Genomic DNA, 25,630 nt, shown 5'->3' with positions numbered 1-25,630 from the left:
GCCATGGAAAAGACGTTCAACAACAAGGCATGGCTGCTGCTCATTCCCGTCCTCGTGCTTGTGGCATTTTCAGCGATCATCCCACTGATGACGGTGGTCAATTACTCGGTTCAGGATACGTTCGGAAACAACCAGTTCTTCTGGGCGGGAACCGACTGGTTCGTGCAGATGCTGCATTCGCCGCGTTTCTGGGATGCGCTGATGCGCAACCTGATTTTCTCTTTCGTCATTCTGGCAATCCAGATTCCGCTCGGTATTCTGATTGCGCTCAACATGCCCAAGACCGGTCTTGGCGTACCTGTTTGCCTGGTACTCATGGCCCTGCCGCTTCTTATTCCGTGGAACGTTGTCGGCACCATCTGGCAGGTCTTCGGGCGCGTCGATATCGGTTTTCTCGGCCATTACCTGTCGATGCTCGGCGTCGATTACAACTACACGCAGGACCCTGTGGATGCCTGGGCGACCGTCATTATCATGGATGTCTGGCACTGGACGAGCCTTGTCGTGCTCCTGTGCTATGCCGGTCTCGTCTCGATCCCCGACGCCTATTATCAGGCAGCCCGCATCGATGGCGCATCGCGCTGGTCTGTCTTCCGCTATATCCAGTTGCCGAAGATGAAGCGCGTGCTTCTGATTGCCGTTCTTTTGCGCTTCATGGACAGCTTCATGATCTACACCGAACCCTTCGTGGTGACAGGCGGTGGCCCCGGCAACTCAACCACCTTCCTGTCCATCGATCTGGTGAAGATGGCAGTCGGCCAATTCGATCTGGGGCCAGCGGCGGCCATGTCGATCATCTACTTCCTGATCATCCTCGCTCTGTCGTGGATTTTCTACACCGTCATGACCAACAGCGACGAACAGGCTTGAGAAAGGAGACCACCATGAGCACTTCAAAATCCATCACCCGCTTCTCCTTCCTCATTCCGACGATTTATATCCTCTTCCTGCTGCTGCCGATCTATTGGCTCGTCAATATGAGCTTCAAGGAAAACGGCGAGATTCTCGGTGCCTTCTCGCTCTGGCCGCAAAACCCGACGCTGCGAAACTACACGGTCATTTTCACCGATCCAGCTTGGTATAACGGCTACATCAACTCCATCATCTATGTGGTGATGAACACGGTGATCTCGGTCGCCGCCGCGTTGCCCGCCGCCTATGCGTTCTCGCGGTATCGCTTCCTCGGTGATAAGCATCTGTTTTTCTGGCTGCTCACGAACCGCATGGCGCCACCTGCCGTGTTTGCCCTGCCCTTCTTCCAGCTCTATTCCGCCTTCGGGTTGATCGACACGCATATTGCGGTTGCTATCGCCCACTGCCTGTTCAACGTTCCCCTGGCTGTGTGGATTCTCGAAGGCTTCATGTCCGGCGTTCCCAAGGAAATCGATGAGACCGCCTATATTGACGGCTATTCCTTCCCGCGCTTTTTCGTCAAAATCTTCATGCCCCTGATTGCAAGCGGCATTGGTGTCGCGGCCTTCTTCTGCTTCATGTTCTCATGGGTTGAACTGCTGTTGGCCAGAACCCTGACGACAACCGCCGCCAAGCCGATTGCCGCGACCATGACCCGTACCGTTTCCGCATCCGGCATGGATTGGGGCGTGCTGGCCGCCGCCGGTGTGCTGACGATCATACCCGGTGCGCTGGTGATCTATTTCGTCCGAAACTACATCGCCAAGGGCTTTGCCCTCGGCCGCGTCTGAAAGGAGAAGCACAATGAATTTTTCCTGGATGGCATGGACGTTGCCAACGGCGCTGTTCTTTATCACCATATTACTGCTGCTGATCTGCATGGCGGTATGGGAGTATGTTTCGCCCGGCGGCAATCCGCGCGTCGGAATCTTACGCTTCGAGACGACACGCGGCGACCGCCTCTTTGTGTCGCTGCTCGGCTCGGCATTCATCCACCTCGGTTGGCTCGGTCTCGTCGGCCCCGGCCTCTGGTGGGCACTGGCTCTTTCGGTCGTCTATGCGATTGGCGTGTTCCGCTTCGTATAGGCCACTGACGGAAATACCGGGAGGGAGGACCGCCCGGAGATACATCTGCAAGCAATCGTAAACACTGGGAGGATGATTATGCGAATGCATCTTTTAACGACGACGGCAGCCGCGCTGCTGGCACTGACCGGCGTGGCAAACGCCGGAATGAACGAAGCCAAGACCTTTCTGGACAAGGAAATTGGCGATCTCTCCAGTCTTTCCCGCGCCGAGCAGGAAAAGGAAATGCAATGGTTTATCGATGCCGCCAAGCCTTTTGCCGGCATGGACATCAAGGTCGTTTCGGAAACCCTGACGACGCATGAATACGAGTCCAAGGTGCTGGCAAAAGCCTTTACCGAAATCACCGGCATCAAACTGACGCACGACTTGATCGGTGAAGGCGATGTGGTGGAGAAGCTGCAAACACAGATGCAGTCCGGCGAAAACATCTATGATGCCTTCGTCAACGATAGCGACCTCATCGGCACCCACTGGCGCTATCAGCAGGCCCGCAATCTGACGGACTGGATGGCCAACGAGGGCAAGGACGTCACCAATCCCGGTCTAGACCTGAAGGATTTCATCGGCACGAAATTCACGACGGCACCTGATGGCAAGCTCTACCAGCTTCCCGACCAGCAGTTCGCAAACCTCTATTGGTTCCGGTACGATTGGTTCAACGACGAGAAGAACAAGGCAGATTTCAAGGCGAAATATGGCTATGACCTCGGCGTTCCCGTCAACTGGTCTGCCTACGAAGACATTGCCGAATTTTTCACCGGTCGTGAAATCGACGGCAAGAAAGTCTACGGCCATATGGATTATGGCAAGAAAGACCCATCGCTTGGCTGGCGCTTCACCGATGCCTGGCTTTCCATGGCTGGCAACGGCGACAAAGGCCTGCCAAACGGCTTGCCGGTCGATGAATGGGGCATCAAGGTCAACGAAAAGTCACAGCCGGTCGGTTCCTGCGTGGCCCGTGGCGGTGACACCAACGGCCCTGCCTCGGTCTATGCGATCCAGAAATATCTCGACTGGTTGAAGGCTTACGCGCCTCCAGCAGCGCAGGGCATGAACTTCTCCGAATCCGGTCCAGTTCCGGCGCAGGGCGAAGTGGCGCAGCAGATTTTCTGGTACACGGCGTTTACGGCTGATGCGGTCAAGAAGGGCCTGCCCGTCGTCAACGAGGATGGCACGCCGAAATGGCGCATGGCCCCCTCCCCGCATGGCGTTTACTGGAAGGACGGTATGAAGCTTGGCTATCAGGACGTGGGTTCCTGGACGCTGATGAAATCCACGCCTGACGACCGCGCCAAGGCCGCATGGCTTTACGCCCAGTTCGTGACCTCGAAGACCGTCGACGTGAAGAAAAGCCATGTTGGCCTCACCCTCATCCGCGATTCCTCGATCAACCACGAAAGCTTCACCAAGCGCGCCAAGGATCTCGGCGGCCTGATCGAGTTCTATCGCTCGCCTGCCCGCGTTCAGTGGTCTCCAACCGGCACCAACGTTCCTGACTATCCAAAGCTGGCTCAGCTGTGGTGGCAGGCCGTGGGTGATGCATCCTCCGGCGCAAAAACGGCGCAGGAAGCTATGGACTCGCTCTGCGCCGAACAGGAAAAGGTCATGCAGCGTCTGGAACGCGCAGGCGTTCAGGGCGAAATCGGACCAAAGCTGGCTGAAGAACACGATCTTGAATACTGGAACAAGGACGCAGTTTCCAAGGGCAACCTTGCACCACAGCTGAAGATCGCCGAGGAAAAAGAAAAGCCAATGACCGTCAACTATGATGAGTTGGTCAAGAGCTGGCAGAAGTAAGTCTGCTGACCACATCCACCGACGTCATCCTCGGGCTTGACCCGAGGATCTGCCAAGGTTCAAGCAGGCTGTGACGTTGGCCTATTCCTGAAACGGAAAGCCGGGGGCGAATTCATTGCCCCCGGCTTTTTTTCAGCGGTATAAAGATCAGTCACCGTCGTACAAGACGAGACGTAGCAGATCCTCGGGACAAGCCCGAGGATGACGGAGAAAAGGGGGTTGCCCCTTCTCTAAAGAACCTCACGAAACAATCGGGTCCAGCGAACCAGACGCGTAACGCTTCGCCATCTCCCGCAGCGGAATCGGCGTGATCTTTGATGCCTGCCCTGCCGTCCAGAACAGCTCGAACCGTTCCTTGCACAGCTTCGTCATGGCCTCCCGTGCAGGCTTCAAATACTTGCGCAGATCGAACTCAGCCGGGTCTTCCGCCAGCACCTTTCGGATTTGGCCAGTGATCGCCATGCGGCAGTCGGTGTCGATGTTGATCTTGCGGACGCCATTTTTGATTCCGCGCTGAATTTCTTCGATCGGCACACCCCAGGTCGGCTTGATCGCGCCGCCATAGGCGTTGATGATATCCTGCAAGTCCTGCGGCACGGTCGATGATCCGTGCATGACAAGATGCGTGTTTGGCAGTTTGTTGTGGATTTCCTCGATGACATTCATGGCCAGCACCGAACCATCAGGCCTGCGGGTAAACTTGTAGGCGCCGTGGCTGGTGCCCATGGCAACGGCCAGTGCATCCACCTTGGTTTCGCGCACGAACTTTACCGCTTCGTCCGGGTCGGTCAGCAGCTGATCATGTGACAGCACGCCCTCGGCGCCGTGACCGTCTTCCGCCTCGCCCATGCCGCTTTCCAGCGAGCCGAGGACACCAAGTTCACCTTCGACGGAGATACCGCCGTAGTGGGCCATGTCGGTAACTTGTCTGGTAACGCCGACGTTGTAGTCCCAGTCACCCGGCGTTTTGCCATCGGCCTTCAGAGAGCCATCCATCATGACGGAAGTAAAACCGGCCTGAATAGCGGTCATGCAGCTGGCTGCTTCGTTGCCGTGGTCCAGATGCACGCAGACGGGAATGTGCGGATAGATTTCGACAACCGCATCCATCATATACTTGAGCATGATGTCGTTGGCGTAGGCGCGTGCCCCGCGCGATGCTTGCATGATGACGGGCGAATTCGTCGCATCCGCCGCCTCCATGATGGCGAGCGCCTGTTCCATATTATTGATATTGAAAGCAGGTACGCCATAGCCGTTTTCTGCCGCGTGATCGAGCAACTGACGGAGCGTTATTCGAGCCAAGGTATTTCCCCCTAAAACGAGCTGTTTTTAGAGCGGCAAGTATCACTACCGCCCTGTCCTTTCATGAACAGCCCTACTATTGCCTTGAGAACCCTAACTATCCAGCTTTTTTTGACGATCATCAGTAGAGAATGCGCGATCTGGATTGTGTAGGCCTGCCGGTCTGAAAGTTACCCAAAGATTAAAATACCGTGCCCTGTCGTGGTTTGGCGAATGGCCGTCGCTTTTCGCGTGGGTTCCCGGCAGGGCTTCGCGCCATCATCTTTTCAACCTTGCAGAAGACAAGAACAGCGGCACACCCCTGCGGCAGGTGCGCCTATTTATAAGTGTCGCCAATAAAGGGAACAGATATGAAGACATTGCTTGCATCCACCTGTCTGGTGTTCGGCTTGCTCGGTGGCGTGGCTGCGGCCAGCGCAGCAGAGTGTGGTAGCCCCACCATCGCCAGCATGAACTGGCAGAGCGCCGAAGTGCTCTCCGCCATCGACAAGATCATTCTCAACGAGGGCTACGGTTGCAGCGCCGAGATCACCATTGGCGATACCGTTCCGACCATCACCTCCATGGTCGAGAAAGGCCAACCGGATATCGCACCAGAGGCGTGGGCCGATACGCTGCCGGAAGTGGTCAAGCGCGGCGTCGATGAAGGCAAGCTCGTCGTAGCCGCAACGGCTTTGCCGGACGGCGGCATTCAGGGCTGGTGGATTCCCAAATACGTGGCCGATGCTCACCCAGAGATCAAAACCATCGGCGACCTCATGAAGAACCCCAAGCTTTTCCCGAATGCGGAAAATCCAGACAAGGGCGCCATCGTCAACGGCCCGCAAGGCTGGGGTGGCACTGTGGTCACCGGACAGCTTTTCAAGGCCTACGGGGCTGAAAAGGCAGGCTTTATCCTCGTTGATAGCGGCTCCTCCGCCGGTCTCGATGGCTCCATTGCCAAGGCTTACGAGCGCAAGCAGCCATGGGTTGGGTATTACTGGTCGCCCACCGCCCTTCTCGGAAAATACGAGATGGTGAAGCTGGAGCCGGGCGTTGCCGCAGATGCGGCCGAGTGGAAGCGTTGCAACACCGTTGCCGATTGCCCAGACCCGAAACCCAACGCATGGCCGGTGGACAAGGTGGTGACGCTGGTTGCCAAGCCGTTTTCGGATAAGGCGGGGCCAGAAATCATGGACTATCTTAAAAAGCGTTCATGGAGCAACGATACCGTCAATAAGCTGATGGCATGGATGACGGACAACCAGGCAACAGGCGAGGATAGCGCCAAGCACTTCCTCAAGGAAAACCCCGACATCTGGACCAAGTGGGTGTCGTCAGACGCTGCGGAAAAAATCAAGGCTTCGCTCTGAAGACTTGCCCTGCTGTCTGACCGGCGGTCGGCAGCCGTGCCAAAAGATATGCGATTGATATTTCGATCGCATGTCGCCGCGATCACAGGGGACGCGTATGGATTGGTTCTACAGATTTCCGCATATGAACGACGACACGCTTCGCAATCTGAAAAAGATGATTGATGACGGGTTTCGTGAGTTTACACGCGCTTGGGGTGGAAGCATCGAGGGCTTCTTTTCACCGCTTCAACAGTTTTTGATATGGGCCGAGCGCTTCATGACGCAAACGCCGTGGCCGATTATTATTTTGATTATTTTGGGCATAGCTTGGGCTGGCAGTCGCAGCCTCAAGATCGTGCTTGGCTGTCTCTTCACACTTCTGGCTATCGGCTATTTCGATATGTGGACAGATACGATGCGAACGATCTCGATGATCTTCGTCTGCACCGTCCTGTCCATCGTCATCGGGCTCCCCCTCGGTATCGCCATGTCGCACTCCAATCGCGTCCAGCGGGTGGTCAATCCCATACTGGATGTCATGCAGACCATGCCGAGCTTCGTCTACCTCATCCCCGTCGTCATGCTGCTGGGCATCGGCAGGGTACCGGGGCTGATCGCTGTGGTCATCTATGCCATTCCGCCGATGATACGCCTCACCAATCTCGGTATCCGACTGGTGGACCGGGATGTGCTGGAGGCCGCCGATGCGTTCGGATCTTCCGGCTGGCAAAAGCTCTTCAAGGTGCAACTGCCGCTGGCGCTCCCCACTATCATGGCCGGCATCAACCAGACAATCATGATGGCGCTCGCCATGGTCGTAATTGCCTCGATGATCGGCGTACAGGGACTGGGCCAGCCGGTTCTCAAAGCCATCGCCAACCAGTATTTCACGCTCGGCATCTTCAATGGCTTGGCCATCGTTGGCATCGCCATCATCTTTGATCGCATAAGTCAGGCCTATGGCAAAAGGCTCCAGAAACATCAGGAGATTGCCCATGGCTGACACTGCATTTGGCGGCATAAAGATCAGCAATCTCTACAAGGTTTTCGGTGTCAAACCGCAGGCTCATATCGACGCCGTTCGCAATGGGCTGACAAAAACCGAACTCAACGAGAAGTACGGTCATGTTCTCGGCCTTCGGGATATCAACATCGATATTCCCTCGGGCTGCATTCAGGTCATCATGGGTCTGTCAGGCTCCGGCAAGTCAACGCTGATCCGCCACATCAACCGGCTGATCGACCCCACGGCTGGCGAAGTGCTGGTCGATGGCGTTGATGTCGTAAAGATGAATGCGACGGAGCTGCGCGCCTTTCGCCGCCATCAGACAGCCATGGTGTTTCAGAAATTCGCCCTTCTGCCGCATCGTAACATTCTGGACAACACTCTATACGGGCTTGAAGTCCAAGGCATGGCACGCGCAAAAAGCGTCGATATCGCCATGCGCTGGCTGGAGCGGGTGGGATTGAAAGGGTATGAAACGCGCTTTCCCAACCAGCTTTCCGGCGGCATGCAACAACGCGTGGGGCTGGCGCGAGCCCTGTCCAACGATGCGCCGGTTCTCCTGATGGATGAAGCCTATTCCGCGCTTGACCCGCTGATCCGAACCGATATGCAATCCGTGCTTCTCGATATCCAGAAGGAAATCAAGAAAACCATCGTGTTCATCACCCATGATCTGGATGAGGCGCTTCGTCTGGGAGACCAGATCGCTATTCTGCGGGATGGCGAAGTCATCCAGCAGGGCACCAGTCAGGACATCGTGCTGCGTCCAGCCGACGAGTACATCGCCAACTTCGTCAAGGAGGTGAACCGGGGTCGGGTCATCAACGTCGAGGCGGTGATGTCGCCGGTTGCGCCGGGAATACAGGCGGTCGACCCGCAGGTTTTTGTCGGCACCAGCATCGAGGACACGATGCGAATGCTGGCGCGCAGCGGCGATGACAAAGCAACCGTCTGCGACCTTTCAAGCAAGGCCGTGGGGACTGTCAGCTTCCGCCAACTTGCCAGCGCAATCGTCGATGTGTCGGCAACGGAAATCAATGGTGGCGATGCCGGAGACGTTGCTCGGGCCAAGGCCTGAACAGACTGTTCACAATCGCGACCGTACATTCCCTGAAATGCACACTATATGTTTGGCAACGAAACATATGCAGATTCAGGTGAAACATCATGAAGAAGATTGGCTTTCTGTCTTTCGGCCATTGGGGTCCGGGGCCACATTCGCAGGCACGCACGGCCAAGGATGTACTTAAGCAATCCATCGAGCTTGCCGTTGCCGCAGAAGAGATTGGCGTCGATGGCGCATACTTCCGTGTACACCACTTCGCCCGCCAACTGGCCTCGCCGTTTCCGTTGCTCGCAGCGGTCGGTGCTAGAACGAGCAAGATCGAGATCGGCACCGGCGTCATCGATATGCGTTATGAAAATCCGCTCTACATGGCGGAAGACGCGGGTTCTGCCGATCTGATTTCCGATGGTCGCCTGCAACTTGGCCTCAGCCGTGGTTCACCTGAACAGGTGATCGAAGGCTGGCGGTATTTTGGCTATCAGCCGAAAGACGGCGCAAGCGATGCCGACATGGGCCGAAGCAGCACGGAAGTGTTTCTGGAAGTGCTGAAAGGCGAAGGCTTTGCCGAGCCCAATCCTCGCCCGATGTTTGCCAACCCGCCCGGCCTGTTGCGTCTCGAACCGCATTCGGAAGGTTTGCGCGACCGCATCTGGTGGGGTGCTGGCTCCAATGCCACCGCCGTCTGGGCAGCAAAGCTCGGAATGAACTTGCAGAGCTCGACGTTGAAGGACGACGAGACCGGCGAACCGTTTCATGTCCAGCAGGCAGCGCAGATCCGGGCCTACCATGCCGCATGGAAGGAAGCTGGCCACACCCGGACGCCGCGTGTGTCCGTCAGCCGCAGTATTTTTGCGCTGGTGGATGATCGCGACCGCGCCTATTTCGGTGGCAGCGGCAAGGATAGCGACAGCATCGGTTATCTCGATGCCAACACCCGCGCTGTTTTCGGACGTTCATATGCCGCAGAGCCCGAGATGCTGATCAAGGAACTGGCGAAGGATGAAGCCGTTGCCGAGGCCGATACGCTGCTATTGACGATCCCGAACCAGCTGGGTGTCGATTACAACGTCCATGTGCTCGATTCGATTTTGAAACATGTCGCGCCAGAACTCGGCTGGCGTTGATTGAACGAGGTCCACGGCATTCGCAAATGCCGTGGACCAGAGCCGTTATTCGGCGACATCCAGAACCAGTCCCTTGGTCAGTTCCAGGGCCTGGCGTTCAAACAGACCGCGATAGATGCCACCCTTTTTCTGGATGAGGCTGACATGCGTTCCCTCTTCCGCAATCGTGCCGTGGCTGAACACCAGCAACCGGTCGAGAGAGCGGACCGTGGACAGGCGGTGCGCGACGACAAGTGTCGTGCGTCCCTGCATCAATCGTTCCATCGCATGCTGGATCAGCATTTCCGATTCCGAATCCAGACTGGACGTCGCCTCATCGAGAATGAGGATCGGTGCATCCGCCAGAAACGCTCGCGCAATGGCGATACGCTGACGTTCCCCACCAGACAGCTTGACGCCGCGTTCCCCCACCAGCGTGCCATAACCCTTTGGCAGCGCGGTGATGAAACCATCTGCGCTGGCCAGTTGCGCGGCGGTCTCGATTTCCTTCTGCGTGGCATTGGGCCTTGCATAGGCGATGTTTTCGGCCAGCGAACGGTGAAACAGGATCGGCTCCTGCTGCACGATGGCGATCTGCTGACGCAGAGACGCCTGCGACGCTTGCGAAATGTCCTGCCCGTCGATGCGGATCGAACCATCGCTGACATCATGCAGCCGCTGGATGAGCTTGATGAAGGTCGTCTTTCCCGAACCGGAATGACCGACAAGCCCTACCCTTTCGCCCGGCTTGATGGTGACGGAAAAATCCTTGTAGAGCGGTGCGAGATGTTTGCCATAATGGAAACTCACCCGCTCGAACTCGATCTTCCCCTCGTTGATGACAAGCGTTTTCGCGTTTGGCACATCGTCGATGCCGAGCGGCTGCGAATGGATGGAGACGAGCTCTTCCATGTCGTTTACCGACCGCTGCAGGTTGCGGATATGCATGCCGATTTCGCGCAGGTAGCCTTGCAGAATGAAGAAAGCCGTCAGAACGAAGGTAATATCACCGGCATCGGCATTGCCATTTGCCCAGAGCAAAAGCGCGAGACCAATGACGCCTGCCCGCATGATAGTGAGCAAGCCAGCCTGTAAAGTGCCGTTGATGGTGCCACGCACCCATGTCCGCCGTGTCCGGTCTTTCCATTTGCCCATGACGCGCGTCAGCCGCGCATCTTCGCGCTCCTCCGCACCGAAGGCTTTCACCACGGCGTTGCAGGTCACGGCATCGGCCAGCGAACCGCCGAGGCGTGTGTCCCAGGCATTGGCAAGACTTGCCATCGGCGCAACATAGCCCAACGCCATGCAGACCGTGACAATCACGAAGAGCAGCGAACCCAGCCCGACGAGCAGGCCCATCAACGGCCAGTACCATGTCATCAGAATGGTAGAGCCGATCAGCATCACGATGGATGGAAACAGCGCCACGAACACCGTGTCGTTCAGCAAATCCAGCGCCCACATGCCGCGCGTAACCTTGCGCACGGTGGAGCCAGCAAAGCTGTTGGCATGCCAATCCGATGAGAAGCGCTGGATGCGATGAAACGAGTCAGCGGCGATGTCCGTCATCGATCTTAGCGTGAAGCTGATGATGGTCATGAATGTCGCGTGCCGCAAAACGACGGCGAGCACGGCAAGACCCATCAGCCAGCCAAAAGCCGTTAGCGCGCTGTTCCATGCGGTGAGATCACTCGCGCTTCCCGATACGACGGCATCCACCAGCCGACCCGCAAACATCGGTGTCAACACATCGGCAAGTGTTGAAAACAGCACCGCGCACAACATGAAAGCCACCCGGCCAGGCTGCCGCCGCCAATGGGTCCAACAGAAACGGAAAACGCTGCGAAACGCCTGACTGCGGCGCAATTTCAAACCAAAAGACATGATAAGCATCCCGGCGTCGGCCGGTCCCACGAAAGATATGAAAATGAAATTCGCGCGTTATCGGTGCGCGAAACGATTTTGGAAAAATCGAGAAATAACCGGCGTGCCGGTCGTTACGTGTCGATCTCTTGTTGAAAAGAGAAAGAGAGCATCAGCTCTTGATGGCTGAGGCCACCGGGGAGTTGGAAAAATATGCCATGTAATACCTCCCTCGTTCACGTTGATGCAGACACATTATGCAGCTTGCATCAAAACGCCAAGCCCGTTTCATGCACCATGCTTCACTAAACCTCTAGGTGCGGCAGAGTTGCCACAGGGTGGCATACGCAAAATGATTGCCGAGCGAACACGAAGGGGGAATATTTCTCCTATTCATCACCCATATTCTGGATGATTATTTGGCGACTTCAAGCGGGCAAAAGGCGAAGATCGGCCCATAACTTATGCTGGAGCATGCCATGACGTTGCGTATCAATCAGACCGCCCCCGACTTCACCGCAGATACCACTCAAGGGTCGATCAGCTTCCACGAGTGGATTGGGGATAGCTGGGCCGTTCTGTTTTCACACCCCAAGAATTTTACGCCGGTCTGCACCACGGAACTTGGCGCAATGGCGGGCCTCGACGGCGAGTTTAAAAAGCGCAATGTGAAGGTCATCGGCATTTCGGTAGACCCGGTGGAAAGTCACCCCAAATGGAAGCAGGACATTCAGACGGCCACCGGCTTCGAGGTTGCCTACCCGCTGATCGGCGACAGGGACCTCAAGGTCGCAAAGCTCTATGACATGCTGCCCGATGATGCCGGTGAAAGCTCCGAAGGACGTACGCCAGCAGACAACGCCACCGTGCGCTCGGTCTATGTCATCGGCCCCGACAAAAAGATCAAGCTGATCCTGACCTACCCGATGACGACGGGCCGCAACTTCGATGAAATCCTGCGCACCATCGACTCGATCCAGCTGACGGCCAAGCACCAGGTGGCCACGCCTGCCAACTGGAAGCAGGAGGATGATGTGATCATCACGGCTGCGGTTTCCAATGAGGATGCGATCACGCGGTTTGGTTCGTTCGATACTGTCTTACCGTATTTGCGCAAGACAAAACAGCCACAGGGTTAAGGGTCGCGGCTGACACATTTGTTTGGTGGATGGGCGTCCTCAAGCGCTCGTCTGCCGGTTAGCAACTTTGCGTATTTTATCCATCCTTTCAAAAATCCCTACCTTGCCTCATAGACGGGCTTCGCCGTTCACGCGGCAGCATCTGCCCGTGGCTTGATCTCTTCTCAGTGCCCATCGCCGGTTTCGGCCATGGTATTCGGACGGGGCGCTGCAAGCTGCCTCGTTGGGTAGTGTAAGAATGGCACCTTTCAGCGCCCCGTTCGGCGGTTGTTACCCACCAGCGATCCCTTTGCCACGGCTGGCATGGTCCCGGATGGCGAAGGGCGAGCCTTGCCGGAAAACCGGTCGGACGTGTTCAAGGTCCGACCCTTCCCATCCGGGCGGCAACATTGCGTTTCCGCACCATTGCCTGCCAGTTCGGCCACATCCGTCCGCGTCGTCTCCGACGCGGACGGATGCAACGTGTTCCTGTGTACCGCCTGACTTTCGCTTCAATCCCTTATGGTCGCGTTCGACCAGAGGACGATGAGCTGTCGGTACACCCGGGGCTGGCGAAACGGAGCGGCAGCACCTTAAGTCTCGAAACCGGTTAAGGTATTCGAGGCAGGCACGCCGATCCGGTCCGAACATCGGGAGAGCAAGACCAGCCGGTCCGAAACCGATGCTGCTCCCCACCCGTTGCCCCGGGGGGATTCGCTGCCGGACCCCGGCGATGAAGGTTTGCGTATCCCTTCACCACCAGCGCCGGTCCCGCCTCGCCGCAACGCCTTGCGGTGTATCCGAGGGCGGAACGGGGTGATTGTGCGGGTGATTCGCGAGGTGTGGAGAAAACTGCGGGAGGATTTTTTGATGTTTTTGCGGGTTTTCGTTAAGGTATTGATTTGATTGGGGAGTATTTTTGTGGAGAGGTCAGAATATGCCGCTCACCCCCCTCTGTCCTGCCGGACATCTCCCCCTCAGGTGGGGAGATCTGCAAGACGCGCTGCCGCCACTTTATTCTCGACCGCTAAGAATGCCAAAAGGTCGCCACGAGTCGATCTCCCCCCTTGAGGGGGAGATGCCTGGCAAGGCAGAGGGGGGGGAGCCGCTTGCCCAACACTTACCCATTATCCCGCTTGAATATCCAGTCGTGATCCGGGTGGTTCTGGAAGCGCCATTTGCGCATCGGGCCAGCCATGACGTTCAGATAATACATCTCGTAGCCGTATGGCGCACCGCAGGGGTGATGGCCCTTGGGCACCAGAACCACGTCGCCATCAGAAACCGCCATGGTTTCATCCAGCGAGCCATCCTCGGTGAAAACGCGCTGGAAGCCGAAGCCTTGGGCCGGGTTGAGGCGGTGGTAGTAGGTTTCTTCCAGATAGGTCATGTCGGGGAAATTGTCCTCGTCATGCCGGTGCGGCGGATAGGACGACCAGTGGCCAGATGGGGTAAAGACCTCCGTGACCAAAAGGCTATCGGCCACATCCCGATCTTCCATGGCAATGGGGAAAATGTAGCGGGTGTTGGCACCCTTGCCGCGCTCGCTGAGCGAAATGCCTGACGGGCCGATGACCTGCGCATCCCTGCCCGGCTTGGCCGGTGCCGTGCAGACGCCGATGGTGCAATCGCTCGTGGCTTTGACCGACCATGAGGAACCGGCGGGAATATAGACGCAATGCGGTGGCTTGCGCTCGAACACATTCATGCGGTCGCCGAGTTCGCCGAAGTTCTTGGCTTCGGATGAAACTTCCGCCTTGCCCTCCACCAGCACCAGAATGACTTCCGTGTCCCCGGTTTCCTCGCTCGCGGTTTCACCCGGTTTCAGCCGATATAGACCGAAACCGACATAGCCCCAGTCCGCACTTTCGGGCGTGATATCGTGGACCTTGCCGGTTTTCCCGGTGGGCTTGCGCAGCAGATTGGCCATCGTCGTCTCCTTTAATCAGGCTTTATCAAGCCCGGCTTGCCTGGCGAAATCCCGCAGGGACTTCAGGCCGAGGCTTTGATATTCGAAGGGATTGCGCACATCAGGGTCTTGCTCGGCCTCGATGACCAGCCAGCCGCTGTAGCCATGTCCGGCCGCGACTTTCAGCACGGATGGAAAATCGACGCCGCCGTCCATATCGCCGGGAACGGTGAACACACCGCGACGCACGCCTTCGAGAAAGGAAAGATTTTCGTTGCGCACCTGGCTGGCAATATCGGGTCGAACGTTCTTCGCATGAATATGTCCGACGCGGGCCATGTGCTTGCGGGCAAGACGTGCGGGATCCCCACCGCCAAACAGCGTATGGCCGGTGTCTAGTAGCAGCTTGGTGTGCGGCCCGGTGTTTTCCATCAGGCGGTCGATTTCGTCTTCGCTTTCGATGATGGTGCCCATGTGGTGATGGTAGACGAGTGCCACGCCTTGATCGGCAGCGAATTTCGCGAGCGCTTCCACGCCTGCACCGAATGATGTCCAGTCGGCATCGGCAAGCTTAGGGCGGTCGTTGACCGGTTTTGCGTCATCGCCGTGAATGGCGTTTGATGTTTCGCAAACGATAATGACCTTTGAACCCATGGCTTTCAGAAGATCGAGGGAGGGCTGCATGGCGGCCTTCTCGTCTTCGATGGAGTTGGTCAGCAGGTTGAGCGAGTGCCAGCCGGACACGTAACGAAGATTGCGGGGGGCAAGCACCGCTTTCAGGGCATCCGGTTCCTGCGGGAACTTGTGGCCCTTTTCGATGCCGTCGAAACCGATTTTCGAGGTTTCATCCAAGCACTGGTCGAGGCTGATATGGGCGCCCAGCGTGCGGTCGTCATCATTGCTCCAGGCAATGGGGTTGGTGCCGTAAAGGATCATCTTACTGTCTTTCCTTCAACGCGGCTTCGTAAGCGGCGCGTGCATTGTTGACTTCTGTGCGCTGCGACACTTCCGGCACGGCGACATCCCACCAGTAACCACCGGCATCCGGTGTTGGGTACGGGTCGGTGTCGATGACGATAACGGTCGTGACCGTTGCTTCACGCGCGGCATTCAGCGCCATCTCGAGCTCCGCAATCGAGGATACCTTGTGAGCATCCGCGCCCATGCTGGCCGCGTGGGCGGTAAAATCGATGGCGATGGGGTTTGTGTGATTGGTGTGGGCGTAGAGGTTGTTGAACTCTGCGCCGCCGGTGCCCATTTGCAGCCGGTTGATGCAGCCGTAACCCCTGTTATCGGTGATGACGAGGGTGATCTTGACGCCCATGGCGACCGCGGTGGCAAGCTCCGAATTCATCATCATGTAGGAGCCATCGCCGACCATGACGATAACGTCACGGTCAGGCTGCGCCATTTTTATGCCGAGGCCACCGGCGATTTCGTAACCCATGCAGGAGAAGCCGTATTCCATGTGGTAGGAAAGCGGCAGCTTGGCTTTCCACAGCTGATGCAACTCACCCGGCATGGTGCCAGCCGCGCACATAACGACGGTGTTGTCGCGCGAGGCCCGCTGTACCGCACCGATGACCTGCATGTCGGTGGGCAGGCTGTTGGCTTCCGTTGGTGCTGCGGTTACGGCATCGGCTTTCGCAAACCATTGCTGCTTTAACGCACCTTCGGGTGTCGCAAAACGGTGGCTGCCCAAAGCGGCAGACAGCTTTTCCAAACCGACCTTGGCATCCGCCGTCAGGCTGATGGCATTGTGCTTGGCACTGTCATAGGGCTGGACGTTGAGGGCCAGAAGCTTGCGATCAGGGTTCTTGAACAGCGCCCATGAGCCGGTGGTGAAATCCTGAAAGCGGGTGCCGATGCCGAAGACGAGATCGGCCTTTTCGGCGATGGCATTGGCGCTGTCTGCACCTGTTACGCCGACCGGGCCGAAGTTCAGATCATGATCCCAGGCGAGCGCGGACTTGCCCGCCTGCGTTTCGATGACCGGAATTGAGTGCGTCTCGGCAAAGTTTTTGAGCGTTTCCGTCGCGCCGGAGAAGTGCACACCACCACCGGCGACGATGACGGGATTTTTGGCCACCTTGAGGGCCGCAACGGCTTCTTCGAACTCTGCGATATCGGGTTCCGGACGGCGCTGGCGCCAGACTTTTTTCTCGAAGAAACTGGCCGGATAATCGTAGGCTTCCGCCTGCACATCTTGGCAGAAGGCGAGCGTGACCGGGCCGCAATCTGCAGGGTCCGTCATGGTGCGCATGGCGCGCGGCAAAGCGGTCAGAAGCTGTTCGGGGCGCATGATGCGGTCGAAATAGCGGCTGACGGGTTTGAAGCAATCATTGGCGGAAACGGTGCCATCACCGAAATCCTCGATCTGCTGCAACACCGGATCGGGGCCGCGATTGGCGAAGACATCGCCGGGAATGAGCAGAACGGGTAAGCGGTTGACATGAGCGAGTGCCGCTGCCGTGACCATATTCGTCGCACCGGGGCCGATGGAGGACGTGACCGCCATGGCACGTCGGCGGCCGAGTTGTTTGGCATAGGCAATGGCCGCATGTGCCATGGATTGTTCGTTCTGGCCGCGATAGGTCTTCAGCTCATCACGGATGCCGTAGAGCGCTTCACCGATACCGGCGACATTGCCGTGGCCGAAAATGGCCCAGACACCGGCGATATAGGTTTCGCCATCCTCGTTCATCTGCGCGGCCAGATAGCGCATCATCGCCTGCGCTGCCGTCAAACGTATTGTCGTCACGCTGCTTCTCCCTTGTTTCCTGCGGCGCGCGCCTCATCCCAGATGCGGCAAAGCGCGCTGTAGCGCTCCGCCATCTGGCCGACGGCCTCCTCGTCGCTCATCTTGCCGGACAGCCATGCCCGGCCAGCATCCGCAAAAATCGTACGACCCACGGCAAAACCTTTGACCAGATCGAAGCCCGCCGCAAGACGGAAGCTTTCTTCCAGTTCCGCCTGCGGGGCATCCAGACCCAGCACGACGATACCGCGCACATATGGGTCGTTGCGCTTCACCGCATCGGTCGCGTTTTTCCACGCAGCCTCGCTTTTCATCGGCTCCAGCTTCCACCAGTCGGGGTATACGCCGATTTCATAGAAACGGTCGATGATCTTGGCCGTTGTCGTGTCATCCACCGGACCGACTTTGGAGGGAATGACTTCCAGCAGCAGTTCCAGCCGGTTGCGCCGTGCGGCCTGAAACAGCCGTAGCACCGTGTCTTCCTGCTCCTTGCGCAGCTCGGCCGCATCATCGGGGTGATAGAAGCACAGAACCTTGACGACATTGTTTGCGGGCCACTCATTGAGTCCGCCGAAATCGAGGCCGAGTTCCGGCTCCAGCGTCAGCGGGCGAGAGCCCGGCCATTCCACGGGCCTGCCGATCCAAAGATTGGTGCCGCTGGCTTCGTAAAGCGCGTCGCGGCCCAAGCGGCTGTCGCAGAGAATGCCGTAACCGGCTTGCCCGCCGGACACCTGAAGGGCTGCTTTCAGGCAAAGCTTCTTGAAGTCGCCAATCTTGCCGTGATCGACACCGGCCTCATCCGCCATGGCTTCCAACTGCATGCGGTGATCGAAGGCGAAGACGCGCATGGTGTTCCAGTCACCCTTGCGGTTGGTGGCCCAGTGCACCTGTTCCAGCGCTTCATCCTTGCGCAAAGCCTTGTTCTTGATGCCGGTGCGGAAGAAATATTGCAGCTCTTCCCAGCTGGGGTAAGCGGGGGTGCAGCCGTGGCGCGACACTGCAAAGGCACCGCAGGCATTGGCGTATTTCAGCGTCGTCGGCCAATCCTCACCCCGCAGCCAGCCGCGGAACAGGCCCGCCATGAAGCCGTCGCCTGCGCCCAGCACGTTGAAGACCTCGATGGGGAAACCCTCGCCGGATTCACCATCATCGAGATTTGCCGGAATGTCGCCGGGGAAGACGGAAGCGCCCATGGGGCCACGCTTGCACACCAATGTCGCCTTGGAAACCTTGCGGACGGCTTTCAGCGCTTCCAGCGTATCGGTGGACCCGCCAGCAATGTGGAATTCCTCTTCCGTTCCGACGATGAGGTCGAAGAAATGCAGCGTGGATTGCAGCTTTGCCGTCACCTTTTCAGATTCCACGAAGCGGCTTTCGCCATCGCCATGGCCTGCGACACCCCAGAGGTTTGGACGGTAGTCGATATCGAGTGCTGTCTTTGCGCCGTTTTCCCGCGCCAGCCGCAGCGCCTTCAGGACGGCGGCTTCGGTCTTGGGGTTGGACAGATGCGTGCCGGTGGCGCAGACGCAGCCAGCGTCGGCGATGAAGGCGGGATCGATATCGTCTTCGCACAGCGCCATGTCGGCGCAGTTTTCGCGGTAGAAGATCAGAGGAAATTGCGACTGGTCGCGAATGCCGAGCAGCACCAGCGCTGTCAGGCGTTCCGGGTCGGTCTTCACGCCTCTGATATCAACGCCTTCGCGCACCAGCTGTTCACGAATGAAGCGACCCATATGCTCGTCACCCACACGGGTAATGACGGCGGTCTTCAGGCCTAACCGCACGCCACCGGCGGCGATATTGGTCGGAGAGCCGCCGATATATTTGTTGAAGGAGGACATATCCTCCAGCCGCCCGCCAACCTGCGCGCCGTAAAGATCGACCGACGAGCGGCCAATGGTAATGAGATCGAGCTTTTTCACGACCGTCCTCCCTCGCTGTGACGAGAATCCTGCATCTGGAATGACACTCCACCATCATTCCATTTCAGGCTATTTTTGGACTATAAATTCCATTTTTTCTATTTTCAACATAAATATTCAATTTTGACGGTGCGTGCCGACCCCAACAGCGAGCGTGATTGCAACACACAACGTGGCTGAAAGCGAGCGAAAGGCGCCGAAGTCGACCTCAGAAACGGCCAGAATCGTCGCCCCCAGTTTGCGCATCGGGCTGACCGCCGTATCCGTTATCGCGACAACAGGAACGCGCCGCGCAAGGCTTGAGGATACGAGGTCCATCGTTTCTGCCGAGTAGGGCGAAAACGTGATGGCAAGCACCACATCGCCGGAGCGTATGGCGCTTTCATTGTGCAATTGGCCGACCGATGCGTGCAGCATGGCTGGAACGCCCATTTTTTCGAAGGCATAGGCCAGATAGCTGGCGACGGCAAAGGAACGGCGAAGACCGATGATATGAATGGTACTGGCTTGCGACAGCACACGAATAGCCGTCTCGAATTCCTGAGGATCGACGGTTTTCAGCACGTTTTCAAGCGAGGCGCGGCCTGCATCCACGAATTCGGCCAGAAGCAGCGCGCCGCCGTCTTCGCCACTGTCGCGCAGATTGCTGAGCCGCGTCGTATAATCCGGCCAGCCGCCGGTATAATGTTCGCGAAACAGGCGCTGCATTTCGGAAAAACCGGAAAAGCCCATGATCTGGCTGAAACGCATCATGGCCGATGGTTGGACGCCAGCACTTTCCGCCAGTTCGGCAACGGTGGAAACCGCGATGCGATCCGCGTGGGCAGCGACGTAGTCGGCGCATTGGCGCAGGCGCTTCGGCAGACTGTCGGTCACCTCCAGCAATCGCTCCCGAAAAGCTTCGACCGTGGCCGGTACCGCATTTGTCATCATGACCTCTCCCCTCATTTTCTATCCCGCTCGTAATATGGAATATCCATTCCAAATTATTTCACAAGGTTTCCACGACGATTCATCGGGTGACAGGCCCGGTCCGACATGGCATAGGGACGCCAAACCTCCAGCTTATCGGTTACGTCTCATGATCCGCATCGAAAACATCAGCAAATCCGCCAGCCACCGCATCCTCTTCATCGAGGCGTCCGCCGCGCTCAACCGCGGAGAAAAGGTCGGGCTGGTCGGTCCAAACGGTGCGGGCAAGACGACGCTGTTTCGGATGATTACCGGTCAGGAGCAGCCGGATGAAGGCCAGGTTGCCGCCGACAAGCACGTCTCCATCGGCTACTTCAATCAGGATGTCGGCGAAATGGCAGGGCGCAGCGCAGTTGCCGAAGCCATGGAAGGCGCAGGGCCGGTCAGCGCGGTTGCGACCGAACTTCGCGAACTGGAAGCGCGCATGGTCGATCCTGACCAGCTCGACCAGATGGACGAAATCATCGAGCGCTACGGCGAAGTGCAGGCACGTTACGAGGAGCTTGACGGTTATTCTCTCGAAGGCCGCGCCCGCGAGGTCTTGGCGGGCCTCAGCTTCAGCCAGGACATGATGGACGGCGATGTCGGCAAGCTCTCGGGCGGCTGGAAGATGCGCGTGGCGCTGGCCCGCATTCTTCTGATGCGGCCCGATGTGATGCTGCTGGACGAACCAAGCAACCATCTGGATATCGAAAGCCTCATCTGGCTCGAAACCTTCCTGAAAACCTATGACGGCGCGCTTTTGATGACATCGCATGACCGCGAATTCATGAACCGCATTGTCAACAAGATCATTGAAATCGATGCGGGCTCGTTGACGAGCTATACTGGCGACTACGGATTTTACGAACAGCAGCGCGCCCAGAACGAAAAGCAGCAGCAGGCGCAGTTCGAGCGACAGCAGGCGATGCTTGCCAAGGAAATCAAGTTCATCGAGCGCTTCAAGGCTCGTGCTTCCCACGCCTCGCAGGTGCAGAGCCGCGTCAAGAAGCTGGAAAAGATTGACCGCGTCGAGCCGCCGAAGCGCAGGCAGACGGTGGCCTTCGATTTTCAGGCGCCACCACGTTCCGGCGAAGATGTCGTATCCTTGAAGCAGGTGCATAAGGCTTACGGCCAGCGCACCATCTATGAAGGTCTCGACTTCATGATCCGCCGCAAGGAGCGTTGGTGCATCATGGGCGTCAACGGCGCTGGCAAATCCACCCTTCTCAAGCTGATCGCAGGAACAGCCAAACCGGATGTCGGCAGCGTGAATGTCGGTGCCAGCGTCAAGCTTGGTTATTTCGCGCAGCACTCCATGGACCTGCTGGATGGCGATGCGACCATTCTGCAATGGCTGGAGCAGCGTTTTCCGAAGGCAGGACAAGCGCCATTGCGAGCCCTTTCCGGCTGCTTCGGCTTTTCCGGCGATGATGTCGAGAAGAAATGCCGGGTTCTATCGGGTGGTGAAAAAGCGCGTCTCGTGATGGCGGCGATGCTGTTCGACCCGCCAAACTTCCTCGTTCTGGACGAGCCGACCAACCACCTGGACCTTGACACCAAGGAAATGCTGATCAAGGCGCTCGGCGAATATGAAGGCACCATGCTGTTCGTTTCGCACGATCGCCATTTTCTCGCGGCCCTGTCCAATCGCGTTCTGGAATTGACGCCTGAGGGCATCCACCAATATGGCGGCGGCTATGTCGAATATGTCGAACGCACGGGTGCAGAGGCTCCGGGACTGATGAAGGCATAAAAAATGCGGCCTCCAGGGCCGCATTTTGAGTTTGGTAAAGCGCTGGCACTCTAGTTGAGTGTTTCCCAGTTGCTCCGCACATCTGATGCCGATCTGCTGAGATGCACATGGGCATCTACATGGTCGACCCATTCCAACGGGATCAAATGGTGTTTGCCATCGTCGGAATCGGTTCTGGTCAACTTGATCCTGCTTTGGCCTTCCATATGATCGACAGTGCCTACATGGCTACCATCGGCGGAACGCACTTCCATGTGCTCGCGAATTTTGTCTTCAGAAATCATTTCTGTTTCCTCCGTTGTTTCTTCGATATGCAAGGAGGAAATGAGAATGAGCCGATTTCGTTCCCGTTTTTGACGAGAACGCAGCTTGAGGCTTTTCTGCTTCCTAAAAAAGGGCATCCGCGAAAAGATCATCGTCCTCAGACGCAGCTGGTTGGCTCATCACATTTGTGACGTTACCCGACGTGGAGGTGCTGGAGGGCAGAAACCGAACGTGAATGTCTCGCTCCTGGAACATGGTGTAAAGTTTGTAGACCTGCGCACTGAAAGGGCTGATCTTGTCGACAAACCCTGACACATCGGCCTGGAAACCCTGTGGCAACTGAGCGGCAATCTGGCAGCATTCGTTGAATGTGTTGCCAAGCTCGCTCTGGAAATCAAGCGTCACCACAGCCGAACTGATGCGGCTGAACACGGCCTGACCTTCCTCCGCAAGCGCATCGATACCGGAAGACATCTGCATTTTTGTGTTTCGAACGGTTTCCAGCGCTTCATTCAAGGGTGCCGCGAGATCAGCGGAAAGCCCGCTTCCGTGTTGCGCCAGCTGCTGGGTGGTTGTCTCGACCCGGTGCAGCTCCTCAACGATAGCGTCGGCAGGCGTTTCCAACTTGCCTGCGAATAAGCGCATTTCACCGCTGACGACGTTGACGGATCTTCCGGCGTCGCCAAGTTTCGAGCACCGAAGATTGGAGTTCAAAGCCATGTAATGGATGTCGATTTTGATGGACCGCAAAATTTCGATACCGCGCGACAGTTCCTGCGCGCTGGTCGTGACGGAAGACACGACGTCGTCGGCTTCAGCACTGCTTTCCTGAACGCGAGTGACGAGATCGCAGGCCTCGACAATGCCCTGCTCCATCAGCGCCAATACGTTGCGCTCTCCATTCGACGTTCTGTCGACCAATTCATCGCGCAGCGAAAGAATACGAGCTGCATCATCTGCAAAGCTGGAAATGCTGGTGAATATCTTGCCGCAGTCGCGGTGGAAATCCGCAGCTGTTTCATCCATCTGGGCGCTCGCCAATTGCAGCACAGCTTCCTTCAGCACGTCATATTCGGAATTGCTGAGCGCCTTGCCTTCAGGAGACGACCCAAAGTCGTCCATCAACTGAAGCATGCTTTGAATGTGTTCGATACGCTGGCGCGTGATATCACCGATCTGGAGCGACGACAGGACGGACCCGATCTTACCCTGAATGGTCTGGGCAATCTTCTTCACCTGTGCAGCGATATCCTTCATCTCCTGGTGCTGCTGGGAGATGCGGGCCGAGTTTTCGTTCAGCCCCGTGATGATCTGCGGAATGGTGCAATCGAAATCCGCCTTCGTGGCAGAAGAAAACGAAAGGGCTGTAATCAGTTGCTTGCGCATGACGTCGAGGTTCTTCGCAAACCGCCCGACCTCGTCGGCACCGGACTGGATGCGTTCTCGTATTTCGTCGGCAAAGCCTGCAAATTCGGCAAGGCCAGCACCGGTTATCTTGACCGTGATTGCGAAGGTCTTGAGATAACGAATGGTCTCATGGATATCGTCAATATGCTCGCCAGTGGATGCGCACATGTCCGCAAGCGATTTGAAGCCGGCCTGACGGCGCTCCTCTGTCTTTGGTAACTGGGCGAGATCATCGATTGTCTTGCGCAAGCCGTCGATGTTGTTTTTCGCGGTTTTACCATCCAGCGTACCGGTCATCCCATCAAGAATGCCCGTCAGATTGCCGAGAATGTCCATAACCGATACGAGAACGGCACCGCCTTCGAGAAATTTCTTCTCGATCTTTGCATGAGCAGCCATCAACTTGGCACTGAATTCAGCCTGCTGATCAAGTTTGTAGGTCACATTGGACTTATGCAAAGGATTCATCGTCGTTTTCCGATCTTGCGTTATGGGTGAACGCTAAGCGGATTTAGAAAACGATAGGTGAATCAAAGCGGTCGCCGGTCACCAAATGCCAATTACAGTTAATAGTTGGCTACACCGACGGTTGACGAAACCGGGCATGATACGGCAAGGCCGAAGACGCGCATGAGGCGGCAGGTTTCGGGCACTCTATAGCGCCGCATGTCTGAATGTCAGATTGAACCGTGCGCGCCCTGCGGCATCATGCGTTCCCTCCTTCAAGGGCATGATGCCATGATAGAACAGGCGCGACGGGCCACCCCAAACGACGACGTCCCCGTGGCTGAGTGGATATTTGCGCACCGGATCACCGCGATTGATGCCTCCGAACTGGAATGTCGCAGGCAGTCCCAGTGACACAGACACGATGGGATTGGTGAAATCCCTCTCATCCTTATCCTGATGGAGCGACATTTTCGCGCCAGGCTCATAACGATTGATCAGGCAGGCATTCGGCACGAAATCCGCGTATCCGGCATCCTTCGCGGCATCGATGGCAAGAGACAGGAAGGTCTCCGGCATGGCTGGCCAGGGCTGACCGCTTTCGGGATCGGTCTTCTGGTACCGGTAGCCCTTTCGATCCGTCACCCAGCCGAAGGGTCCGCAATTCGTCATGCCCACGGACATGGAAAACCCGCCGGGTGTAACCATGTGCCGGAAAGGTGCTGTCGCGGAGATACCTTCTATCTGCGCCAGCAGATCACCGGCATTGTCGAAAGCATACCGACGCAGCAACCATGCGCCTTCGGCCATTTCCTCTTCGGCTTTATCAAGGCCCGAGAACAGATCATCCATCATGCCGGGACACTTTCAGTCATCGCTGTTATGGACGGGTGAAGCAACGGGCGATATCCCGCTTTCAGCGTGCGCAACGTCGAAGGTGGCGTCAGCAAGCCATCCACGAAGGGCAAGGTGTGGGCGCGCTCGTAACCTTGCGCACTCCAGCGATACTGCTTTCCTTTCATGGTCAGATAGGCGTTGCCACCTGCGGCAATCATCGCACCATCCGGCAGTTCGTCCAGAGGTGAAAGCAGCATGTTGACGCGCTTGCGCCGTGACTGAAGTCTCTCCTTGTGGAGGATGATATCGATATCTCCAGCACTCGGCAGGGGTTTGGCGTTCCCTTCGGCCCATGAAGCCCTGAACATATCCGCATCCTGCCTGCGGCACTGGAAGCAGGGACGATGACCTGCGGCAAGGGCCGTTGCCTCATCGAAAAAGAAAAGCTCGGTCCAGCTCCGCGTCGCCATGACATCCCGGCGCGTGTTCTTATAATCGCAACTGCAGACGAGCCACGCCTTGGATGTCCAGCGCTTCGTCGTCAATGTTCTGGTTTCGGGATCATGAATGATACCGCGATTGCCGGTGAAGAGACCGCGCATGGGCAGATCGACGATATCACCAAACGGATCGACGCGATTTTGTAGCGGCATGTTCTTCCCCTGACGACCCTCAGCACCTGATACAAATCACATGGAAAAAGAGACCATTTTAGGGAGATAGCGAGCGATGATCGCGGCGTAAATGCGGCGTTAAGCACAATGGTCCATACCGTGTCAGAGATTT

The 25,630-nt window shown here is 57.3% G+C and carries 22 protein-coding genes; 10 read left to right on the top strand and 12 right to left on the bottom strand.

Features of this window, described 5'->3' with window-relative positions:
• The first annotated feature begins 3 nt into the window (after positions 1-3).
• From ATO67_RS10595 to ATO67_RS10580, 4 genes are all read left to right on the top strand, one after another.
• On the top strand, positions 4-870 hold the full coding sequence (locus tag ATO67_RS10595) for a carbohydrate ABC transporter permease (protein ID WP_067648137.1): 867 nt from the start codon (positions 4-6) through the stop codon (positions 868-870).
• A 14-nt stretch (positions 871-884) separates the two neighbouring features.
• Positions 885-1,703 carry a carbohydrate ABC transporter permease gene (locus tag ATO67_RS10590; RefSeq protein ID WP_067648134.1) on the top strand — a complete coding sequence of 273 codons (819 nt, stop codon included), beginning with the start codon at positions 885-887 and terminating at the stop codon, positions 1,701-1,703.
• Between the two features lie 13 nt (positions 1,704-1,716).
• Positions 1,717-1,998, top strand: coding sequence for a DUF2160 domain-containing protein (locus ATO67_RS10585; RefSeq protein ID WP_067648131.1), 282 nt, complete (start codon positions 1,717-1,719; stop codon positions 1,996-1,998).
• A gap of 78 nt (positions 1,999-2,076) precedes the next feature.
• The gene (locus tag ATO67_RS10580) at positions 2,077-3,798 is read left to right on the top strand and encodes an ABC transporter substrate-binding protein (RefSeq protein WP_067648127.1); all 1,722 of its coding nucleotides are present in this window, start codon (positions 2,077-2,079) and stop codon (positions 3,796-3,798) included.
• Between the two features lie 240 nt (positions 3,799-4,038).
• On the opposite strand, the gene fba is transcribed toward ATO67_RS10580, so the two are convergent.
• On the bottom strand, positions 4,039-5,103 hold the full coding sequence (gene fba / locus ATO67_RS10575; RefSeq protein ID WP_067648124.1) for a class II fructose-bisphosphate aldolase: 1,065 nt from the start codon (positions 5,101-5,103) through the stop codon (positions 4,039-4,041).
• Positions 5,104-5,453: 350 nt separating this feature from the next.
• Between fba and ATO67_RS10570 the strand changes: the two genes are divergently transcribed.
• The 4 genes from ATO67_RS10570 (at position 5,454) to ATO67_RS10555 (ending at position 9,633) form a co-directional block, all read left to right on the top strand.
• Positions 5,454-6,455 carry an ABC transporter substrate-binding protein gene (locus ATO67_RS10570; RefSeq protein ID WP_067648121.1) on the top strand — a complete coding sequence of 334 codons (1,002 nt, stop codon included), beginning with the start codon at positions 5,454-5,456 and terminating at the stop codon, positions 6,453-6,455.
• A gap of 97 nt (positions 6,456-6,552) precedes the next feature.
• Positions 6,553-7,440, top strand: a complete 888-nt coding sequence (locus ATO67_RS10565) for an ABC transporter permease (protein ID WP_067648118.1) — start codon at positions 6,553-6,555, stop codon at positions 7,438-7,440.
• Entirely contained in the window at positions 7,433-8,521 is a 1,089-nt protein-coding gene (locus tag ATO67_RS10560; protein WP_067648115.1) for a quaternary amine ABC transporter ATP-binding protein, read from the top strand. Before ATO67_RS10565 ends, ATO67_RS10560 begins: the two co-directional genes overlap by 8 nt.
• Positions 8,522-8,610: 89 nt before the next feature.
• Positions 8,611-9,633 (top strand): LLM class flavin-dependent oxidoreductase, encoded by a 1,023-nt coding sequence (locus ATO67_RS10555; RefSeq protein ID WP_067648112.1) that lies wholly within the window; start codon positions 8,611-8,613, stop codon positions 9,631-9,633.
• A 45-nt stretch (positions 9,634-9,678) separates the two neighbouring features.
• Here ATO67_RS10555 and ATO67_RS10550 read toward each other — a convergent pair whose 3' ends face one another.
• Positions 9,679-11,496 (bottom strand): ABC transporter ATP-binding protein, encoded by a 1,818-nt coding sequence (locus tag ATO67_RS10550; protein ID WP_067648330.1) that lies wholly within the window; start codon positions 11,494-11,496, stop codon positions 9,679-9,681.
• A 458-nt stretch (positions 11,497-11,954) separates the two neighbouring features.
• Here ATO67_RS10550 and ATO67_RS10545 point away from each other — a divergent pair, with 458 nt between their 5' ends.
• Entirely contained in the window at positions 11,955-12,614 is a 660-nt protein-coding gene (locus tag ATO67_RS10545) for a peroxiredoxin (RefSeq protein WP_067648327.1), read from the top strand.
• Between the two features lie 248 nt (positions 12,615-12,862).
• On the opposite strand, the gene ATO67_RS23095 is transcribed toward ATO67_RS10545, so the two are convergent.
• From ATO67_RS23095 to ATO67_RS10520, 6 genes are all read right to left on the bottom strand, one after another.
• Complete coding sequence (locus tag ATO67_RS23095; protein WP_158667349.1) at positions 12,863-13,039, bottom strand: hypothetical protein; 177 nt, start codon at positions 13,037-13,039, stop codon at positions 12,863-12,865.
• A gap of 674 nt (positions 13,040-13,713) precedes the next feature.
• The gene (gene iolB / locus ATO67_RS10540; RefSeq protein WP_067648110.1) at positions 13,714-14,523 is read right to left on the bottom strand and encodes a 5-deoxy-glucuronate isomerase; all 810 of its coding nucleotides are present in this window, start codon (positions 14,521-14,523) and stop codon (positions 13,714-13,716) included.
• 15 nt (positions 14,524-14,538) lie between these two features.
• Positions 14,539-15,438, bottom strand: a complete 900-nt coding sequence (gene iolE / locus ATO67_RS10535; protein ID WP_067648108.1) for a myo-inosose-2 dehydratase — start codon at positions 15,436-15,438, stop codon at positions 14,539-14,541.
• A gap of 1 nt (position 15,439) precedes the next feature.
• On the bottom strand, positions 15,440-17,263 hold the full coding sequence (iolD, locus tag ATO67_RS10530) for a 3D-(3,5/4)-trihydroxycyclohexane-1,2-dione acylhydrolase (decyclizing) (protein ID WP_067648105.1): 1,824 nt from the start codon (positions 17,261-17,263) through the stop codon (positions 15,440-15,442).
• Positions 17,260-19,182, bottom strand: coding sequence for a bifunctional 5-dehydro-2-deoxygluconokinase/5-dehydro-2-deoxyphosphogluconate aldolase (locus ATO67_RS10525; RefSeq protein ID WP_067648102.1), 1,923 nt, complete (start codon positions 19,180-19,182; stop codon positions 17,260-17,262). Before ATO67_RS10525 ends, iolD begins: the two co-directional genes overlap by 4 nt.
• Before the next feature lie 117 nt (positions 19,183-19,299).
• Positions 19,300-20,115 (bottom strand): MurR/RpiR family transcriptional regulator, encoded by an 816-nt coding sequence (locus ATO67_RS10520; RefSeq protein WP_067648098.1) that lies wholly within the window; start codon positions 20,113-20,115, stop codon positions 19,300-19,302.
• Between the two features lie 148 nt (positions 20,116-20,263).
• Between ATO67_RS10520 and ATO67_RS10515 the strand changes: the two genes are divergently transcribed.
• Complete coding sequence (locus tag ATO67_RS10515) at positions 20,264-21,889, top strand: ABC-F family ATP-binding cassette domain-containing protein (RefSeq protein ID WP_067648096.1); 1,626 nt, start codon at positions 20,264-20,266, stop codon at positions 21,887-21,889.
• A gap of 50 nt (positions 21,890-21,939) precedes the next feature.
• Here the strand turns inward: ATO67_RS10515 and ATO67_RS10510 are convergent, their stop codons facing one another.
• The 4 genes from ATO67_RS10510 to ATO67_RS10495 all read right to left on the bottom strand — a co-directional run bounded on the left by ATO67_RS10510 (position 21,940) and on the right by ATO67_RS10495 (position 25,497).
• Positions 21,940-22,173 (bottom strand): DUF2171 domain-containing protein, encoded by a 234-nt coding sequence (locus ATO67_RS10510; protein WP_067648324.1) that lies wholly within the window; start codon positions 22,171-22,173, stop codon positions 21,940-21,942.
• A gap of 103 nt (positions 22,174-22,276) precedes the next feature.
• Positions 22,277-24,028, bottom strand: coding sequence for a chemotaxis protein (locus ATO67_RS10505; protein ID WP_067648093.1), 1,752 nt, complete (start codon positions 24,026-24,028; stop codon positions 22,277-22,279).
• A gap of 186 nt (positions 24,029-24,214) precedes the next feature.
• Positions 24,215-24,859 (bottom strand): DNA oxidative demethylase AlkB, encoded by a 645-nt coding sequence (alkB, locus tag ATO67_RS10500; protein ID WP_067648321.1) that lies wholly within the window; start codon positions 24,857-24,859, stop codon positions 24,215-24,217.
• Positions 24,859-25,497, bottom strand: coding sequence for a hypothetical protein (locus ATO67_RS10495; protein WP_067648090.1), 639 nt, complete (start codon positions 25,495-25,497; stop codon positions 24,859-24,861). Before ATO67_RS10495 ends, alkB begins: the two co-directional genes overlap by 1 nt.
• Positions 25,498-25,630 lie beyond the last annotated feature (133 nt).

It is taken from the genome of Agrobacterium bohemicum (assembly GCF_001562555.1).
GTDB classification, from domain to species: domain Bacteria; phylum Pseudomonadota; class Alphaproteobacteria; order Rhizobiales; family Rhizobiaceae; genus Agrobacterium; species Agrobacterium bohemicum.
Note: the sequence above shows the minus strand (reverse complement) of the source record. Positions and strands in the feature narration are given on the sequence as shown.